The following is an 18,234-nucleotide window of genomic DNA, read 5'->3' on the forward strand; positions in this document are numbered from 1 at the left end:
AACCAACGCCACGCACGGCACGTCCTACACATGGTGAAGGTACGCCCGGGCTCCTGAGGGTCCGCGCGTCCCGGCACCCGCACCAGGCCGTGGCACCCGACGGGTCGGACCACGACGCAGCCCCCTCGACCGCCCCGGGAGGTGTCCGGAGATGACCGCGACCCGATCGTCGCACGCATCCGGTGACGGCGACCACGACCCCACGGGTGTGCGCGACCTGCTCGGCTCCCTGCCCGACCCCGGTCCCATGCCCGGCGACCTCGTGGCCCGCATCACCGCCTCGCTCGAGGCCGAGTCGCGCGCCCGCCTCACGGCCTCCGGGCACGACCCCGCTCCCATCCCGCGTGCCGACGAGCACGGCCCGATCGCGGTCGTCGTCCCGCTGCACCCGGCCACCCGGCGGCCCTCCGGCCGGCGGATGTTCGGCCTCGTCGCCTCTGCTGCCGCGGCCGTCACCGTGTTCGGGATCGCGGCGACCTCCTTCATCCAGGCCTCCGGGGGTGACCTGAGCACCGCCGTCGCCAACCTCGGCTCGGGGCCCAACAGCTCCGCCTCCAGCGCCGTGGGCAGCGCGAGCGCGGCGTCGTCCGCCCCCGGCCAGCAGGGCGAGCAGCAGGGGCAGCAGCAGCAGAGCGGTCAGGGCACCGGTGACGTCGCTGACCCGGACGTCCAGATCCGCCTCGCCGCCGGTCCCCTCGCGGTCGGTGGGGCCGGGCTGGCGTCATACGGCCAGGACCTCCTCCGGCAGCGCTGGAGCCCGGCCACCCCGCACACCGTCGAGCAGCCCACGGTCGGCCCCATCGGCACCCCCGCCGGGGTCCGCGAGTGCCTCGGCGCCCTCGGCGGCACCACCACCGGCCGGGTCGCGGCCGAGATCACCACGTATGACGGCCGCCCCGCCGTCGTGATCGCCGCCCAGCAGGGCGCTGACCGGCGTCAGGTCGGGGTCTACGTCGCGGCGATGCCCTGCGGCCCGACGGGCGCGACGCTCCTCACCCAGGCGAGCAGCACCAGCACCCCCTGAGCGCCGCACGTTCCACGTGAAACGTCCACGTGTCGGGCGGGTGGAATGAACACGCCGCCCGCACGGTTTCCGCCCGTGCGCCCTGCGATGGGACAGTGGGTCTCGCACCCACCGCGTCTCGTCGCCCGGGCGCCGAGTCGGCTCGGCCGACGTCCACACCACCCAGGGATGAAGGACCTCATGACCAGCGACGTCCGCAACGTCATCATCGTCGGCTCCGGCCCGGCGGGCTACACCGCCGCAGTCTACGCAGCCCGCGCCAACCTCGAGCCGCTCGTCTTCGAGGGCTCGGTCACCGCCGGCGGCGCCCTGATGAACACCACCGACGTCGAGAACTTCCCCGGGTTCCGCGACGGCATCATGGGCCCGGACCTCATGGACAACATGCGGGCGCAGGCCGAGCGCTTCGGCGCCGAGCTGGTCCGCGACGACGTCACCGCCGTGGACCTGACCGGCGACATCAAGGTCGTCACGGACGGCGAGGGCAACGAGCACCGCGCCCACGCCGTCATCCTGGCCATGGGGTCGGCCTACCGCGAGCTGGGTCTGCCGGACGAGAAGCGACTGTCCGGCCGCGGCGTCTCCTGGTGCGCCACCTGCGACGGCGCGTTCTTCCGCAACAAGCCGATCGTGGTCGTCGGTGGCGGCGACTCGGCCATCGAGGAGGCGACCTTCCTCACGCGGTTCGGCGAGAGCGTCACGATCGTGCACCGCCGCGACGAGCTGCGCGCCTCCAAGATCATGGCCGACCGCGCCATGGCCAACGACAAGATCAGCTTCGCCTGGAACTCCGGGGTCGCCTCCATCAACGGCGACACCAAGGTCGAGTCCGTGACCCTGCGCGACACCGTCACCGGCGAGGAGCGCGTGCTCGAGACCTCGGCCGTGTTCGTGGCGATCGGCCACGAGCCGCGCAACGAGCTCGTCAAGGGCGTCGTCGACCTGGACGACGAGGGCTATGTCCTCACGCAGGCGGGCACGGCCACCAACCTGCCCGGCGTCTTCGCCTGCGGCGACCTCGTCGACCACACCTACCGCCAGGCGATCACCGCCGCCGGCTCCGGGTGCGCCGCGGCCCTCGACGCCGAGCGCTACCTCGCGGCCCGCGACGAGGCCGGCGCCCCGGCGACCGACGCGTCGCTGACCGCCGAGCCGCAGGCCACCGCGATGGCCCGCTGACCCACCTGCTCGTCTGCACACCTGCTCGTCTGCTTGCCTGCACCACCACCACCTCGACCATCCCGACCAAGGAGGAGCCCTCATGGGTGCCAACACCAAGGACACGACCGACGCGACGTTCGACCAGGACGTCCTGCAGAACCCCAAGCCCGTCCTCGTGGACTTCTGGGCGTCCTGGTGCGGCCCGTGCCGCCAGATCTCGCCGGTCCTCGACGAGATCGCCGGCACCTATGCCGACAAGATCGACGTCGTGAAGCTCAACGCCGACGAGAACCCCCAGACCACCGCGAAGTACGGCGTCACCGGTCTGCCGACCATCAACGTCTACGTCGGTGGCGAGGTCGTGAAGTCGATCGTCGGCGCCCAGCCGAAGCCCCGCATCCTCAAGGAGCTCGCGGACTACATCGGCTGAGCCGGCACACCCGCACACCCGCTGGAGCAGCACGCCAGCCACCAGCACATCACGGCGCCCGCCCGACCTCAGGTCGTGGCGGGCGTCGTCGTGCACGGCCGCCTCACGTGGCGGCCGGGGCCGTGGCGCGGTCCAACAACCACGACCGCACCGCAGCGGTGACGTCCTCGCGCACCGTGGCGACGGAGCGCAGGTCCAGCCGGAGCCGGGGGCACGTCGGGTGCTCGCGCACGACCGTGAAGCCCACACCGGTCAGCAGCGTGGTCGGCACCCGGCACACGTCCGGCGGCGGCCACGGCAGGTCGCTCTGGGTCACCGCGGCTGGTGACAGGCACCCCGGGACGACGGCGGGCCCGCCATACGCCTCGACCGCCCGGACCCGTCGCCGCAGGAGCTCCCGGCCGAGCGACTGGACGGCGACCTTGGTGAAGGCTCTGCTGCTCGACGACAGGGACAGGAGCAGCACGGCGTCGTCCGAGACGGGGGCCGTCGCCGGCAGACCCGCGCGCGGCACCAGCGAGGGGGGCGCCACGACGACGTGAGCGACCGTGCGACCGTCCTGGCGCACGAGCAGGCCGGGCGGCCCCCACTCGCGGGTCACCGTCTCGGCCCACGACCGCAGCCGCGGGCCCGAGTGTCGCGGCGACTCCTCGTGCGCCTCGACCGGGTCGCGCAGCCAGCGCACGCAGCCGCGACAGGACGGACGCAGCAGGTCCGTGGTCGCGGCCGTCAGCGGGACCACCTGACGACCGGTCATGGCTGAGATCCTCCCTGCTCGGGGCCCGGCGCGCCCGGACACTGCGACGCCGCCTCGGGTGGTCGTGCGAGGATGCAGACCTCACCCTGGTCCCAGGCTACGGGCCGATGCCGCTCGCCGTGCCCGGCCCACGACGAAGGAGCGCGCATGACCGACCAGCATCCCGTTGGCTCACGGCTGGATCCCTGGATCGAGTCCTATGCCGCACGCACCGCCGGGATGAAGGTCTCCGAGATCCGCGCCCTGTTCGCCGTCGCCTCCCGCCCCGAGGTGGTCTCCCTGGCCGGGGGTATGCCGAACATCGGCGCCCTGCCCATGAACCTGGTCGGGGACACGGTGCAGCGGCTGCTGCACGACCAGGGGCTCACAGCGCTGCAGTACTCCTCGGGCCAGGGCGACGAGCGGCTGCGCGACCAGCTGCTGGAGGTCATGGCGCTCGAGGGGATCGACGCCCACCCCGACGACATCGTCATGACGACCGGGTCCCAGCAGGCGCTCGACCTCGTGGCCCGCGTGTTCCTCGACCCGCGCGACGTCGTGATCGCCGAGTCCCCTTCCTACGTCGGCGCTCTCGGGGTCTTCGCGGCCTACGAGGCGGACGTGGTGCACGTGCCCTGCGACGCCGACGGTCTCGTCCCCGAGGCGCTCGAGGAGCACATCACCCGGCTCGAGACCGAGGGCCGCCGGATCAAGTTCCTCTACACCGTCCCGACCTTCCAGAACCCCGCTGGCACGGCGCTGTCCGACGAGCGTCGACCGCGGGTGCTCGAGATCTGTCGCCGGCACGGCATCCTCGTGGTCGAGGACAACCCCTACGGCCTGCTCGGGTTCGAGGGGCGGACCTACCCCGCGCTGAAGTCCATGGACGAGGACGGCGTCATCTATCTCGGGACCTTCTCCAAGATCTTTGCTGCGGGCCTGCGCGTCGGTTGGGCCGTGGCTCCGCACGCCGTCCGCGAGAAGCTCGTCCTCGCCAACGAGGCCGCGATCCTGTGCCCGAGCGCGTTCACCCAGGCGGTGGCGTCGCGCTACCTGTCCGAGATCGACTGGCAGGCCCAGACCGCGAGCTATCGCGCGCTCTACCAGGAGCGTCGCGACGCGATGGCGGACGCGCTGAGATCGCTGCTGCCGCAGGCCCGCTGGAACCTCCCCAGGGGCGGCCTCTTCTTCTGGATCGAGCTGCCCGAGGGTCTCGACACCAAGGCCATGCTGCCGCTGGCGGTCAAGGAGCTCGTCGCCTACGCACCGGGGACCGGCTTCTACGCCGACGGGACGGGACGCCGCAACGCCCGCCTCAACTTCTCCTACCCCACCTCCGAGCGGATCCACGAGGGTGTGCGCCGCTTCGCGACCGTCGTCGAGCGCGAGCAGGAGCTGCTCGACACCTTCGGGCCGTATGACGATTCCACCCGCTCCGGGGCTCGCCGAGTCCTCCTCCCCTCACCGGATGTGTCATGACCTCTGTCCTCGTCCTCGCAGGTGGCCTCTCGCACGAGCGCGAGGTGTCCGTCCGATCGGGACGCCGCCTCGCAGAAGCGTTGCGCTCCAAGGGCTTCCAGGTCACGATCGCCGATCTCGACCGAAACCTGCTGGGCACCATCGATTCTCTGCAGCCCGACCTCGTGTGGCCGACGCTCCACGGATCGCCCGGTGAGAACGGGTCGTTGCGAGATGTGCTGCAGCACCTGGGTTTTGCCTTCGTCGGGCCGCGAGGTCCGTCCTCGCGCATGGCGTGGGACAAGCCCATCGCCAAGGGCCTGGTGGCGCGGGCCGGCGTCGCGACCCCCGCGCACGTGACGGTCGCCCACAGCACCTTCCGCCAGATCGGCGCCGGGGCCGTCCTCGAGCGCCTGGCCCGCGACCTGGGCCTGCCGCTCGCGGTCAAGCCCGCTCGTGGTGGCTCGGCCCTCGGGTTCCACGTGGCCCGGACGGCGACGGACCTGGGCGCGGCTCTGGTGGACGCCTATGCCTATGACGACCTCGCGCTCGTCGAGCACGTCGTGGAGGGCACGGAGGTGTCGGTGACGGTCATCGAGCAGACGGACGGCGAGCTGTGGGCCCTGCCGCCGGTCGAGATCTGCCCGGTCGACGGGGTCTTCGACTACGACCACATGTACAACGCGGGCGAGACGGAGTACTTCACCCCCGCCCGGCTCTCCCCGGAGGCCACCGAGGCGTCGTTGCAGGCGGCCCTCACCGCGCACCGGGTGCTCGACCACCGGCACCTGTCCCGCACCGACCTGATCGTCGACGCCGACGGCATCCCGTGGTTCTTGGAGTGCAGCGTCTCTCCCGGCCTCACCGAGACCAGCCAGGTCCCCTTGGCCATCGCGGGCGCCGGCCTGGAGGCCGCGGACGTGTATGCCGACCTCGCCGAGCGTGTCATCGCGGAGTATCGCGCGGCCCGCGACGACGCTTAGGATCGCTCTCACACAATCCTAGACATGGCTAGATCAACTTAGCGCCCGCTAGCCCGGACTAGAGCGCCCGCCGTCGCGCACCTGGTGCGAGACGGCGGGCGTTCGGCCCACCGACGCTCATGCATCCCCACGGCGGGGCCGCTTGGGGGTGTGGGCCGGCGGGTCAGACCCCGGACGAGTCCAGCCCGCCCTCCTGACCCATCAGGGCAAGGATCCGCTGGAGGTCGTCGACCGAGGCGAACTCGACCGTGAGCTTGCCCTTGCGGCGCCCCATGGTGACCTGGACGCGGGTGTCGAAGCGGTCGGACAGGGACGTGGCGACCTCGTCGAGCTCGGGCTGCGGCTCGTGGGTGCGCGGCGCCCGCGGCGTGGGCTCGGACGACCCGTCGCCGCCGAGCGAGACGATCTCCTCGACCGAGCGCACCGACAGGCCCTCGGCGACGATGCGCTGGGCCAGCCGCTCCATCGCAGCGGCGTCGTCGAGGCCCAGCAGCGCCCGTGCGTGACCGGCGCTGAGGACGCCCGCGGCGACGCGGCGGGCGACCAGGGGCGGGAGCCGGAGCAGGCGGATCGTGTTGGAGATCTGGGGACGTGAACGCCCCAGCTTGCCCGCCAGCTCGTCGTGCGTGCAGCCGAAGTCCTCGAGCAGCTGCTGGTAGGCGGCGGCCTCCTCGAGGGGGTTGAGCTCGGAGCGGTGGAGATTCTCCAGCAGGGCGTGCCGGAGCATCTCGTCGTCGTCGGTGTTGCGGACGATCGCGGGCACGGTGGCGAGCCCCGCCCGCTGCGTCGCCCGCCAGCGACGCTCGCCCATGATCAGCTCGTACTCGGCCTGCGGGTGGTCTGCCGAGGGTGCCCCGCGCAGGGGACGCACGACGATGGGCTGCAGGACGCCCAGCTCGGTGACGCTGTGCACCAGCTCGGCCATGTCGTCCTCGTCGAAGACGGTGCGCGGCTGCTTGGCGTTGGGCTGGATCGCGTCGACCGGCACCTCGGCGTAGGTCGCGCCGGGGACCTGCTGGAGCCCGCCCTCGGACGCCATCGCCCGCTCGGAGGTGACCGAGGCGATGAGCCCCGCGTCGAGCGGTCGTCGACCGTAGCCGAGGCCGCGCAGGTCGTCACCGAGGGGGCTGGGGGGCTGCTGCTCCGGCGTCACCGAGTCGGCGGTGGCCACGTCCGTGGCGGGCTTCGCCGGCTCGGCATCGCGGAAGAAGACGTCGATCGGGCGGTCCCCGGCAGGAGCCTGCGGGATCAGCGCCCCGAGGCCGCGTCCGAGGCCGCGTCGCTTCTCACTCATCGGATACCTCCCTCGCCGGCACCCTGCCGTGCGATCTCGACCGCCGCGGCGGCATAGGACAGAGCACCACTGCTCGTCGGGTCATAGGTCATGACGGTCTGCCCGTGGCTGGGTGCCTCCGAGATCCGCACCGAGCGCGGGACCGTCGACCGGATGACCTGCTGCCCGAAGTGGCGGCGCACCTCGTCGGCGACCTGCGCCGAGAGCCGGGTGCGCCCGTCATACATCGTCAGCAGGATCGTCGAGACGTGCAGCGACGGGTTGAGGTGCGCCTTGATCAGCTCGATGTTCTTGAGCAGCTGCGACAGCCCCTCAAGCGCGTAGTACTCGCACTGGATCGGGATGAAGACCTCCTCGGCCGCCACGAAGGCGTTGATCGTGAGGAGCCCCAGGCTGGGCGGGCAGTCGATGAGCACGTAGTCGATCCGCTCGTCGCGGTCCTCCTGGTCCCGCAGGTAGGCGGTCAGGGCGCGACCGAGGCGCATCTCGCGCGCGACGAGGGAGACGAGCTCGATCTCGGCGCCGGCGAGGTCGATCGTGGCGGGAGCGCACAGCAGGTTGGGCACGTCGGGGCACGACTGGACGACGTCGCGCATCGGCGCACCGTCGACGAGGACGTCGTAGACGCTGGGTACCTCGGCATGGTGCGGGATGCCGAGCGCGGTCGAGGCATTGCCCTGGGGGTCCAGGTCCAGGACCAGCACACGGAGGCCAGCCTTGGCGAGGGCTGCGGCGACGTTGACCGTGGTCGTCGTCTTGCCGACGCCACCCTTCTGGTTGGCCACGGTCATCACGCGGGTGCGCCGCGGTGCCGGGAGGGCCTCGCCCTCGGTCTGCGCGCGGCCGGCGGGCGTGGTCGCCGGGGCCGGCGCGCTCGCGCGAGCGGCTGCGTCTGGGGCTGCCGTGGCGGGGGCAGCGGAGGGCACCGGGGTGACAGCGGGGGCCGGCGCGCCGACGGATGCCGTCATGGGCGTGGCCTGAAGGTCGGTCATGGCGTCCTGGTCCTTGTCTTCCTGCTGACGGAAGGTCTCCACGACGTCGACATCGCCGCTCTCGTTGCCCGTTTCACGTGAAACAGGGTCGTCGCTCGTGACGGCGGCGGCCACCTCGGCGAGCTCGTCCCGAGCAGCCACAGCCGTGTTGCCGAAGAGGGCGGCATCCGCCACCTGCCGGCTCGCCGGCTCCTCCCACGCCGACGCGAGGCGGCTCTTTCGGTCGTCGTGGGGGGCGGCCCCCAGGAAGCGGCTCTGCACGTCGGCGTTCGCGGCGGCCTCGGCGCCCCTTGCGCGGCTGGCCCGCAAGCGCTGCTCGGGCTGGTAGTCCTTGCCCGGGAGGTCCTGGCTCCAGGTCTGCGCCACCGACCCCAGGCCATCACCGAGCCCCTCGCCAGGCGGGGCCGACGGCCTCGAGGGTGCGGTCTCGACCCCGTTCAGCTCCCCCTCGGAGCTCTCCATGCCGTGGGCGCGGGCCTCCTCGGTGGCCGCCATCGCCCCGAGCGCCTCCCCGGCATCGGTCGAGCGGTCAGAGCCGGCGGGTACGAGCGACGGCTCGTCCGGCGCGGCCTCGGCCATCTCCCCGCCCTCAACACCATCGCCATCGACGTCAGCCCCGACAGCCGGATCGGCGCCCTCGTTGGCCGGCCCCGTGGACCGCACCCCCTCGGTCGCCTCGCGGACCTCAGTGCCGGCCAGCTCAGTGCCGGTGCGCACGGCGCCGGGCAGCACGGCGCCGGGCAGCACGGCGCCGGCCAGCACGGCGCCGCTCAGCTCAGCGCCGCTCAGCGCGGTGCCGGCGGAGTCAGCGCCGACGGGCTCAGTACCGACGAACTCAGTGCCGCGGACCCCAGAACCCAGGCCGTCACCTATGCCCTCATCAGGCCCGGCTTCAGCCTCGGGGACCCCTCTGGCCGAAAGGATCTCCGTGACGTCGGCGCCGTCATCCCCCGCCACGGCCAGCTCGCGGAGCCCGACGTTCGCGGGATCGTGCGCCTCGACGCGCGCCGTTTCACGTGAAACAGGTGACGGCCAACCCAGCCCCGAACCACCACCTGCCAACAGCTGCAGGTCAGGCCAACCCAACCCGGTCGTGACGCTCACACCTACTCCTCATGCCGCTCGACGATGCCAAGCGCCCACTCTAGACGTCCCCTCGGACGAGCCTCGCCAGGCGTCACCGCGCGGCGCCGTGCCCTTTGTCCGGATCGGTGGGAGGACGGTTTCACGTGAAACAGGCACGAACGTGTGGGCCAGTCCTCTACCGGTCCCTCAGACCCCAGTCGTCCACCAGCCCGTGTCCCACGCGGACGACGTCTGTTTCACGCGAAACAGGATCCGCGGCAACCCCCTGGATTCCAGCGAGGGCCTCGCGGTTCAATGTTCCGTCTGGTGTGCCAGTGACGGTATGGGCTGCCATGCCCCGTCTGGATCTGCACCTCGAGACGGGGATCGCACGACGAGACGGGGAACGGACGACCAGACCGTGCGGCCAAACCACCGAGGTGCAAGGCCGACGCCGCGGCGCCGTTCGTGACCGGCGGGCCGATCCCGGGCTAGGAGCCGGACCTCCGGCGACGTCCCTTGCCGGCCCGCCCACGCCGCGGGCCGGAGCCCTCGGGCACGATCGCGATCCCCGGCTCGTGGTCGTCCGCCAGGTACAGGCGGGCGACGGTCGTGGGCGTCTCGAGGATCTCGGCACCGCAGCTCACGATCTCGTGGTCGACCACGTGCGCCGCTCGCAGCGCCGCAGAGTCCTCCTCGAGCTCGGTGACCACGCTCACGCCCTTCAGCGCCAGCAGGGTCCCGCCGGCCGACGTGAGTGGGGCGCACCACTGCGCCAGCTGGCCGATGCGGGTCACCGCGCGGGCCGTCGCGACCGGGGCGACGACGGTGCCGACGACGTCCTGGGCCCGGCCCTGGTGGACGACGACGTTGTCGAGACCGACGGCGGAGGCGGTGGCCGTGAGCCAGTCGGTCGCCCGACGCCGTGGCTCGACGAGGTGCACCTCGCTGGCCGGGCAGGCGAGCGCCAGGGCGAGCCCCGGCAGCCCGGCACCCGACCCCACGTCGACGATCGAGGCGCCCCGGGGGACGAGCTCTGCCACGACAGCGCAGTTGAGCACGTGCCGCTCCCACAGCCGGGGGATCTCACGGGGGCCGATGAGGCCGTGGGCCACCCCGGTGGTGGCCAGGGCCTCGACGAACACCTGCGCCAGCGGGAGGCGGTCGCCGAAGACGACCTCGGCCGCGGCCGGCACATGCGGCAGCGCCGCCCCCGGGTCGGGAGCGGCGCCGTCGTGGTCAGTCTGGTCGTGCTGGTCGCGCTGGGGCGTCATCAGGCCGGAAGGACCACGACGTGACGCCGGGGCTCCGTGCCCTCGGACTCCGAGCTCAGCCCGGCCGCGAGGACCTCGTCGTGGACGACCTTGCGCTCGAACGCGGTCATCGGCTCCAGGGCCTTCTCCTCGCCGGACTCCTTGACCTCGCGCACAGCGTCACGGGCGAGCTCGACGAGCTCGTCACGACGCGAGGCGCGGTGCCCCGCCACGTCCAGCATCAGGCGGCTGCGCTCGCCCGTCTCGGCCTGCACCGCGAGGCGCGTGAGCTCCTGCAGTGCCTCGAGGACCTTGCCCTGGTCGCCGACCAGGCGGCGCGGGACACGGCCCTCGTCGGAGTCCACGATCGCCACGGACGCACGGTCGCCGTCCACGTCGACGTCGATGTCGCCGTCCAGGTCAGCGATGTCCAGCAGCGTCTCGAGGAAGTCGGCTGCGACCTCGCCCTCGCGCTCCAGCAGGGCGACCCGGCCCCCGGACCGGCGCCCGGGCTCGCGGCCCTGGTCCTCGGTCCGGTCCGTGTCCGTGTCCGCGTCCTGGCCCTGCTCCTGGTCCGAGCCCTGGCCCTGGTCCTGCTCCTGCTCCCGCTGCTCGGCCTGCTCGGTCTGGGTGCCAGAGACAGACTGGGCCTTCTGGTCAGGGGTGCCGTCCGTCTGTGGCTCGACGCCCTCGGTGGTGCTCGTGTTCATTGCGGTCAGCCTTTCTCATCGTGGCCGGCGGTAGGACGAGGGTCGTCCCGGAGGCGCCGGTCGGTGCTGGTGGGTGCGCTGGCGGCCGGTGACCTCGCGGTCAGTCCGTGCCCTCCGAGGTGGCCCGGGAGGCTCCTCCGGCGGTCCCGCCTGCAGGACCGGTGCCCTTGCGTCCCTTGCGCTTGGGCTGCACGCGCTGCCCGCTCGGTCGGGGAGAGGTGACCTCGCCCTCCACGGTGTCGGTGGCGGCGGCGCTGGTGCCACGGGTCATGCTGCTGGCGCCCGGCATGGGCTTGCCCTGGGCCTTGCGCTTGGCCTCGAGACGCTCGTAGGCCGGGGAGCCGGGGGTCGGCATACGACCGATGGTGTAGAACTGCTGGCCCATCGACCACAGGTTGGTGACCAGCCAGTAGATGAGGACACCGATGGGGAAGTTGATGCCCGAGACGGCGAAGATGACCGGCATGATGTAGAGCAGGATCTTCTGCTGCTTGAACATCGGGTTGTCCATGGCGGACGCCGGCATGTTCTTGGTCATCGCCTGGTGCTGCGAGGTGAACTGCGTGATCGACATCAGGACGATCAGCGCCACCGTGATGGCCTTGGCCGCCAGGTCCTCGCTGCCGACGAACTTGTCCGACAGCTGCACGCCGGCAAAGGTCGACAGCTCGGCCTGCTGGGCGACGGACGCCGTGATCGGCCCGACCGCGTCCCGTGCCCCGCTCGCGATCGACCCCAGCCCGTTGAGCACGTTGAACAGCGCGAAGAAGATCGGCATCTGCAGCAGGATGGGCATGCAGGACGAGAAGGGGTTGGTGCCCGAGTCCTTGTAGAGCGCCATCGTCTCTTCCGTCATCTTCTGACGGGACTCAGGGTCGGTCTTGCCCTTGTACTTCGCCTGGATCTTCTGCAGCTCGGGCTGGATCAGCGTCATCTTGCGCGAGGCGTGCAGCTGCTTGATGAACAGCGGCGTGATCAGGATCCGGATGACCACCACGAGCCCGACGATGGACAGCCCCCACGTGAGACCGCCCTCGGGGTCCATGCCGATGGTCGTGAACAGCTGGTGGAAGCCGTACATGATCCAGGCGACGGCGATCTCGATCGGCCGCAGCAAGATGTTGATGAAGTCCATCTCGTCCTCTGTGCTCAGGCGGTCGTCCGCCATGGGTGGTGCAGGTCTGGGTCCAGTCTGCCCTGTCGTCGGCCGGCCGCGGTCACGCGCGAGGCGACATCAGAGGGTGGCTGGAGGGGGGTCCTTCTCGGGAACGTGGTCGACGCCGCCCGGGTTCCACGGATGGCACCGCCCGAGCCGCCGCGCGGCGAGCCAGCTGCCCTTGATCGGGCCGAAGCGCTGGACCGCGGTCATGGCGTAGGCGGAGCAGCTGGGATAGAACCGGCACGACGGCGGGGTCAGCGGCGAGATCCACAGCTGGTAGAAGCGGATGAGACCGAGGGCCAGGGCCTTGAGCGGGCGCCGCCGCCACTCGGAGTGCCACGCCGGGGCCATCAGGGACGCACCTTGGCCAGGCAGCGGGCGAGGAGCCGGTCGAGCTCGGCGGCCAGCCGGGCGTGGTCCGCCTCGGCAGCCGGGGGGTTGGCCCGGACGACCACGTCCAGGCCGCGGGGCAGTGTCTCCACCCGGTCACGCATCGCGTGCCGCAGCCGACGCTTGGTGCGGTTGCGCACGACGGCGCCGCCGACGGCCTTGGACACGACGAGACCGACCCGCGGCGGCTGGGCCGCACGCGAGTCGGTCAGGTGGGTGTGCACCACGAGCAGCGGGCTGCCCGATCGCACGGACGTCCGTCCGCGCACCGTCGAGGCGAAGTCCGCGCTGTCGCGCAGGCGGTGCTGCTCCGACAGCACGGGAGGTCGGCTCTCAGGCGGACAGCTCGGAGCGGCCCTTGCGACGGCGGGCAGCCAGGATGGCGCGGCCGGCGCGGGTGCGCATGCGGAGGCGGAAGCCGTGCGTCTTGGCGCGACGACGGTTGTTCGGCTGGAAGGTGCGCTTGCTCACGGGACAACTCCGTTGACGGTGTCGGGCGGTCCACTCGTGGTGGACCCGTTGGGCGGGTGGTCTGCACGCCTGACGGGTCGCGGCCCCGCGATGACGAGACGGACGAGCGGGTGCCAACCGGCATGCAAAACGGGTCGGCGCGAACCGACCTTCCTCCAAGGTACGTCAGCCGGTCGAGGGCGGTCAAACCGCCGCGGCTGCACGTCCCCGGCGCGCACGACGGTGGGGCCCGAGGCGGGCAGCCGACGCCCCCAGCATGGGCGATGGCCTGGGACGGGATCCGTCGACACGCCGTGAGGGGGCGTCGGCATTCACCTTCTCGGCCCTCCGCTCCCTTTGTGGCGAGACACGGGGGTTGTTAGCGTGGTGGCACGGTCGGCGCGGCCCCGCTTGTCTATGCTCTTGTCCACAGCCTGTGGACAAAGGTGTGGACCACGGCGTCACCAGCGTCGATCCAGCGTCATCCACAGCCAGGACGCCCCGTCGTCCACAGGTCGTGCCAGCAGGCACGCAGCCGAGCAGCAGACCGTGAAACGAGGCACTTCGTGACCGACGCGCAGGTGGACGTCCCCCGCGTATGGCGAGACACGCTGCGCGCCCTCGAGTCCGGCGGCATCTCCGCCCAGCACCGCGGCTTCCTGCGGCTCAGCCGGCTCGTCGGTCTCCTCGAGGGCACCGCGCTGATCGCGGTCCCCAACGACTACACCCGCGACATCGTCGAGAAGCGCATCCGCACCGAGCTGGTCGCGGCGCTGCAGGAGCAGCTCGGCCGGGACGTGCGCCTCGCGGTCACCGTCGACAGCTCGCTGGAGCTGTCCGAGGCGGAGGACCGCGACGACAGCACCCAGCGCCCCGGCTCGCCCGGCGAGGTGCCGCACGTCGTGACGTCGTCCGACCCGGTGCGCCACGACGGCGAACGGGGTGGCTCGGACCCGCGCTCGACCTACGGACCCCGCCTGGTGCGCGACGAGCGCGTGCCGCGACCGGTGTCCACGGACGCCTCGTTCGGTGGGGAGCGGCCGTATGCCGACCCCGCCCGTCATGACGGCGGTCCGGGCCACGCCCCCGGCATACGGCCTGCTCAGGACGACGACGCGGACGACGACCGCGAGCTGCTCGCCGAGGGCGACGGGATCCGCGAGATGTTCCGCAAGCCGTTCGTGCCGGAGGACGGCCGCGACGCCAAGCTCAACCCCAAGTACACCTTCGACACCTTCGTCATCGGGTCCAGCAACAGGTTCGCCCACGCCGCCGCCATCGCGGTCGCCGAGGCGCCGGCCAAGGCCTACAACCCGCTGTTCATCTACGGCGGCTCGGGACTGGGCAAGACGCACCTGCTCCACGCGATCGGGCACTACGCCCAGCAGATCTATCCGAACGTCCGCGTGAAGTACGTGAACTCCGAGGAGTTCACCAACGACTTCATCAACTCGATCGGCGCCAACAAGGCGAGCGACTTCCAGCGGCGCTACCGCGACATCGACTTCCTGCTGATCGACGACATCCAGTTCCTGCAGGGCAAGGTGCAGACGCAGGAGGAGTTCTTCCACACCTTCAACACGCTGCACAACGCCAACAAGCAGGTCGTGATCACCAGCGACGTGGCGCCCAAGCTGCTGTCCGGCTTCGAGGAGCGCATGCGCAGCAGGTTCGAGTGGGGCCTGCTGACCGACGTGCAGCCCCCGGACCTCGAGACACGCATCGCGATCCTGCGCAAGAAGGCCGTCCAGGAGCGCATGACGGCTCCGGACGACGTGCTGGAGTTCATCGCCAGCAAGATCTCGACCAACATCCGCGAGCTCGAGGGCGCCCTGATCCGCGTCACCGCCTTCGCGAGCCTCAACCACCAGGGCGTCGACATGACCCTGGCCGAGGTCGTCCTCAAGGACCTGATCCCCGCGGACCAGACCAACCAGATCACGCCCGCGACGATCATGGCCCAGACCGCGTCCTACTTCGGTCTCACGGTCGACGACCTGTGCGGCACCTCCCGGTCGCGGGTGCTCGTGACGGCCCGCCAGATCGCGATGTACCTCTGCCGCGAGCTGACCGACCTGTCCCTGCCCAAGATCGGCCAGCAGTTCGGCGGCCGCGACCACACCACGGTCATGCACGCCGACCGCAAGATCCGTGAGCTCATGAGCGAGCGTCGCGCGATCTACAACCAGGTCACCGAGCTGACCAACCGGATCAAGTCCAACCCCAGCTGACACGGGCGTCCCGCCCGACGCCCTCTGCCCGCGAGGATCCCGCGGAGCTGGCTGTCCACAGGGTTGTCCACAGACCTGTGCATCGTGACGCATATAGCGACAAGTGTTACTCAGCGTCAATCCCCCCGGTCCCAGAAGATCACTCGCTCGGCCTATCCCCAGCTGTGGAAAACCCTGTGGATGATCGCTGGCCGTGTTGACCCGGGTGATGTCGGGCAGGTCCGGACGCCCTGTGGGCCGTCGGTGGATAACTCGGGCATAACCCCCCACCCCACCTGGGGACGAGCGGGCATCGTCGGTGGACGGGTTGTGGACGACCCGCCGTCGTCCCCAGGCAACGTTGTGTGTCCACCGATCGCTCCACAAGGAGTACACAGGCTCGTCCGGGCCCTGACGTGCGAGGACGGGAGTTGTCCACAGCGTCCACAGGCCCTATGACAACGATGAGACCTATTCACCTGGATCGATCCGCCCCGCGTACATCTGGGGACGAGGGTCGAGCGAGCGTCCGTCGAGCGATGCGAACGCCAGGCCAGGAGGGGCACGGGACAGGCTGGGGAGAACTACACGTCGCGGCGGTCGTTGCACTACTGTCGTGCGGGACTGGACGCGTGTGCGGTCCGAGTGGAGAGCAGGAGCAAGCGATGAGGAGTGACCGACGGTGAAGTTCCGACTCGAGCGTGAGGTCCTCACCGAGGCGGTCACCTGGGTGGCCCGCGCACTGCCCAACCGCCCGCCCACCCCGGTGCTGGCCGGTGTCCTGATCGAGGCCAAGGACGACGACACCGTCACGCTGTCGGCCTTCGACTACGAGATCTCCGCCCGGCTCACCATCGCGGCCGAGGTCACCGAGGCCGGGTCCGCCCTGGTCAACGGCCGCCTGCTCGCCGACATCTGCCGCAACCTGCCCGCCAAGCCGGCCGAGCTCGCCACCGACGGCTCCAAGGTCCAGCTCACCTGCGGCTCCAGCCGCTTCGCGCTCCTGCAGATGCCGGTCAGCGACTACCCCACCCTGCCCAGCAGCCCGGAGCCCAGCGGCTCGATCGACGGCACGACCTTCACCCAGGCCGTGGCCCAGGTGCACGTGGCGGCCGACCGCGGCGACACCCTGCCGATCCTCACCGGCGTCCGCGTCGAGATCGACGACGACAAGATGACGCTGCTGGCGACCGACCGCTACCGCCTGGCGATGCGCGAGCTCACCTGGAGCCCGTCCGCGCCCGGCACCGCCCACGTCGCGCTGATCCCGGCGCGCCTGCTCTCCGACACCGCGAAATCCCTCGGTGCGTCCGGCTCGGTCGAGATCGCCTTGGGTGACGCGGCCGGCGGCGACGGCCTGGTCGGCTTCGAGGCCGGCACCCGCCGCACGACGACCCGCCTGCTCGACGGCGAGTACCCCAAGGTCACGTCGATCTTTCCGTCCTCGGTCGACAGCGAGGCCGTCGTCGAGACGGCGGCGCTGGTCGAGGCCGTCAAGCGCGTCGCCCTGGTCGCCGAGCGCAACACCCCGGTGCGGCTGCGCTTCACCGACGGACAGCTCGCCATCGAGGCCGGCGCCGGCGACGACGCGCAGGCCAGCGAGGCGGTGCCGTGCACGATGACCGGCCCGGAGCTCGAGATCGGCTTCAACCCGCACTTCCTGCTCGACGGCCTCGGAGCCCTCGGCACCTCGCACTGCCGCCTGCAGTTCACCCAGCCCAGCCGCCCGGCCGTGCTCGTCGGCCAGGCCGACGCCGACGCCGAGCCGGACATGAGCTATCGCTACGTCCTGATGCCGGTCCGCTTCCCCGCCTGACCTGCCACCCCTGACCTGCCACCCCTGACCGATCACCACCGCACCCCACCAGCCCCGACCTCCTCGTCGGCGCCCACCGCGCCAGGAAAGGTTCTCCCATGCAGCTCGGACTCATCGGCCTCGGCAAGATGGGCGGCAACATGCGCGACCGCATCCGTGCGGCCGGGCACGAGGTCGTCGGCTACGACCGCAACCCCGACGTCAGCGACGCCACCTCCCTCGAGGACCTGGTGGGCAGGCTCGAGGCACCGCGCACCGTGTGGGTCATGGTCCCCGCCGGTGACCCCACCCGCGAGACGATCAAGCAGCTGTCCGAGGTTCTCGACGAGGGCGACCTCGTGATCGACGGCGGCAACAGCAAGTTCACCGACGACGCCGTCAACGCCGAGCTGCTGGCCGGCCAGGGCATCGGCTACCTCGACTGCGGCGTCTCGGGCGGCATCTGGGGCAAGGACAACGGCTACGGCCTGATGTGCGGCGGCGGCGACGAGCTCGTCGAGCGCGCGATGCCGATCTTCGACGCGCTGCGCCCCGAGGGCCCGCGCGAGGAGGGCTTCGTCCACGCGGGCAAGGTCGGCGCCGGCCACTACGCCAAGATGGTGCACAACGGCATCGAGTACGGCCTGATGCACGCGTACGCCGAGGGCTTCGAGCTGCTCATGGCCAAGGACATCGTCGAGGACGTCGAGGGCTGCTTCAAGGCGTGGACCCGCGGCACCGTGGTGCGGTCCTGGCTGCTCGACCTCATGGTCAAGGCGCTCGAGGAGACCCCCGACCTCGAGGGCATCAGCGAGTTCACGACGGACTCCGGCGAGGGTCGCTGGACCCTCGAGGAGGCCATCGAGCTCGCCGTCCCCATGCCGGTGCTCGCCGCCTCGCTGTTCGCGCGCTTCCAGTCGCGCCAGGAGAACTCCCCCGCCATGCAGGCCGTCGCCGCGCTGCGCGGCCAGTTCGGCGGTCACGCCGTGCAGATGCTCGAGGGCACACCCAAGTCCGACGTCCACCACGGCGCCGAGGTGAAGGGCGACGACACGGGCGCCAAGGCCGAGGGCCGTCAGGGTGGCGGGGACGAGTCCGGCACCCAGGACCTGCAGCAGCACTGA

General features: G+C 71.3%; 17 protein-coding genes. 8 read left to right on the forward strand and 9 right to left on the reverse strand.

Annotated features, from left to right (window positions below; translation table 11 throughout):
• Positions 1-151: 151 nt before the first annotated feature.
• The 3 genes from K313_RS23635 to trxA all read left to right on the forward strand — a co-directional run bounded on the left by K313_RS23635 (position 152) and on the right by trxA (position 2,615).
• Positions 152-1,024: a hypothetical protein gene (locus tag K313_RS23635; RefSeq protein ID WP_029212179.1), complete on the forward strand. Its 873-nt coding sequence runs from the start codon at positions 152-154 to the stop codon at positions 1,022-1,024.
• Positions 1,025-1,204: 180 nt separating this feature from the next.
• Positions 1,205-2,203 carry a thioredoxin-disulfide reductase gene (trxB, locus tag K313_RS0114295; protein WP_205621881.1) on the forward strand — a complete coding sequence of 333 codons (999 nt, stop codon included), beginning with the start codon at positions 1,205-1,207 and terminating at the stop codon, positions 2,201-2,203.
• 82 nt (positions 2,204-2,285) lie between these two features.
• A complete protein-coding gene (gene trxA / locus K313_RS0114300) occupies positions 2,286-2,615 on the forward strand; it encodes a thioredoxin (protein ID WP_019286001.1) in 330 nt (109 codons plus the stop codon).
• A 103-nt stretch (positions 2,616-2,718) separates the two neighbouring features.
• On the opposite strand, the gene K313_RS21260 is transcribed toward trxA, so the two are convergent.
• Complete coding sequence (locus K313_RS21260) at positions 2,719-3,372, reverse strand: hypothetical protein (RefSeq protein ID WP_029212180.1); 654 nt, start codon at positions 3,370-3,372, stop codon at positions 2,719-2,721.
• Between the two features lie 147 nt (positions 3,373-3,519).
• On the opposite strand from K313_RS21260, the gene K313_RS0114310 reads away from it, so the two are divergent.
• A complete protein-coding gene (locus K313_RS0114310; RefSeq protein ID WP_029212181.1) occupies positions 3,520-4,830 on the forward strand; it encodes an aminotransferase-like domain-containing protein in 1,311 nt (436 codons plus the stop codon).
• Positions 4,827-5,792, forward strand: a complete 966-nt coding sequence (locus K313_RS0114315) for a D-alanine--D-alanine ligase family protein (RefSeq protein ID WP_029212182.1) — start codon at positions 4,827-4,829, stop codon at positions 5,790-5,792. The genes K313_RS0114310 and K313_RS0114315 overlap by 4 nt, the downstream gene beginning before the upstream one ends.
• Positions 5,793-5,955: 163 nt before the next feature.
• Here K313_RS0114315 and K313_RS0114320 read toward each other — a convergent pair whose 3' ends face one another.
• The 8 genes from K313_RS0114320 to rpmH form a co-directional block, all read right to left on the reverse strand.
• Positions 5,956-7,086: a ParB/RepB/Spo0J family partition protein gene (locus tag K313_RS0114320; protein WP_029212183.1), complete on the reverse strand. Its 1,131-nt coding sequence runs from the start codon at positions 7,084-7,086 to the stop codon at positions 5,956-5,958.
• A complete protein-coding gene (locus K313_RS21265) occupies positions 7,083-8,078 on the reverse strand; it encodes a ParA family protein (protein ID WP_276203039.1) in 996 nt (331 codons plus the stop codon). The genes K313_RS0114320 and K313_RS21265 overlap by 4 nt, the downstream gene beginning before the upstream one ends.
• Before the next feature lie 1,556 nt (positions 8,079-9,634).
• Complete coding sequence (gene rsmG, locus K313_RS21270) at positions 9,635-10,417, reverse strand: 16S rRNA (guanine(527)-N(7))-methyltransferase RsmG (protein WP_029212185.1); 783 nt, start codon at positions 10,415-10,417, stop codon at positions 9,635-9,637.
• A complete protein-coding gene (locus K313_RS0114335) occupies positions 10,417-11,106 on the reverse strand; it encodes a Jag family protein (RefSeq protein WP_029212186.1) in 690 nt (229 codons plus the stop codon). Before K313_RS0114335 ends, rsmG begins: the two co-directional genes overlap by 1 nt.
• A gap of 100 nt (positions 11,107-11,206) precedes the next feature.
• A complete protein-coding gene (yidC, locus tag K313_RS0114340) occupies positions 11,207-12,274 on the reverse strand; it encodes a membrane protein insertase YidC (RefSeq protein WP_240483993.1) in 1,068 nt (355 codons plus the stop codon).
• A gap of 66 nt (positions 12,275-12,340) precedes the next feature.
• On the reverse strand, positions 12,341-12,616 hold the full coding sequence (gene yidD, locus K313_RS0114345; RefSeq protein WP_029212188.1) for a membrane protein insertion efficiency factor YidD: 276 nt from the start codon (positions 12,614-12,616) through the stop codon (positions 12,341-12,343).
• The gene (gene rnpA, locus K313_RS0114350) at positions 12,616-12,975 is read right to left on the reverse strand and encodes a ribonuclease P protein component (protein WP_029212189.1); all 360 of its coding nucleotides are present in this window, start codon (positions 12,973-12,975) and stop codon (positions 12,616-12,618) included. The genes yidD and rnpA overlap by 1 nt, the downstream gene beginning before the upstream one ends.
• Before the next feature lie 13 nt (positions 12,976-12,988).
• Positions 12,989-13,126 carry a 50S ribosomal protein L34 gene (rpmH, locus tag K313_RS0114355; RefSeq protein ID WP_013885212.1) on the reverse strand — a complete coding sequence of 46 codons (138 nt, stop codon included), beginning with the start codon at positions 13,124-13,126 and terminating at the stop codon, positions 12,989-12,991.
• 545 nt (positions 13,127-13,671) lie between these two features.
• Here rpmH and dnaA point away from each other — a divergent pair.
• The 3 genes from dnaA (at position 13,672) to gnd (ending at position 18,234) form a co-directional block, all read left to right on the forward strand.
• Positions 13,672-15,336, forward strand: a complete 1,665-nt coding sequence (dnaA, locus tag K313_RS0114360; protein ID WP_029212190.1) for a chromosomal replication initiator protein DnaA — start codon at positions 13,672-13,674, stop codon at positions 15,334-15,336.
• A gap of 661 nt (positions 15,337-15,997) precedes the next feature.
• Positions 15,998-17,131 (forward strand): DNA polymerase III subunit beta, encoded by a 1,134-nt coding sequence (gene dnaN, locus K313_RS0114365; RefSeq protein WP_029212191.1) that lies wholly within the window; start codon positions 15,998-16,000, stop codon positions 17,129-17,131.
• A 98-nt stretch (positions 17,132-17,229) separates the two neighbouring features.
• Positions 17,230-18,234, forward strand: coding sequence for a phosphogluconate dehydrogenase (NAD(+)-dependent, decarboxylating) (gene gnd / locus K313_RS0114370; RefSeq protein WP_029212192.1), 1,005 nt, complete (start codon positions 17,230-17,232; stop codon positions 18,232-18,234).

Source organism: Arsenicicoccus bolidensis DSM 15745, assembly GCF_000426385.1.
GTDB lineage: Bacteria > Actinomycetota > Actinomycetes > Actinomycetales > Dermatophilaceae > Arsenicicoccus > Arsenicicoccus bolidensis.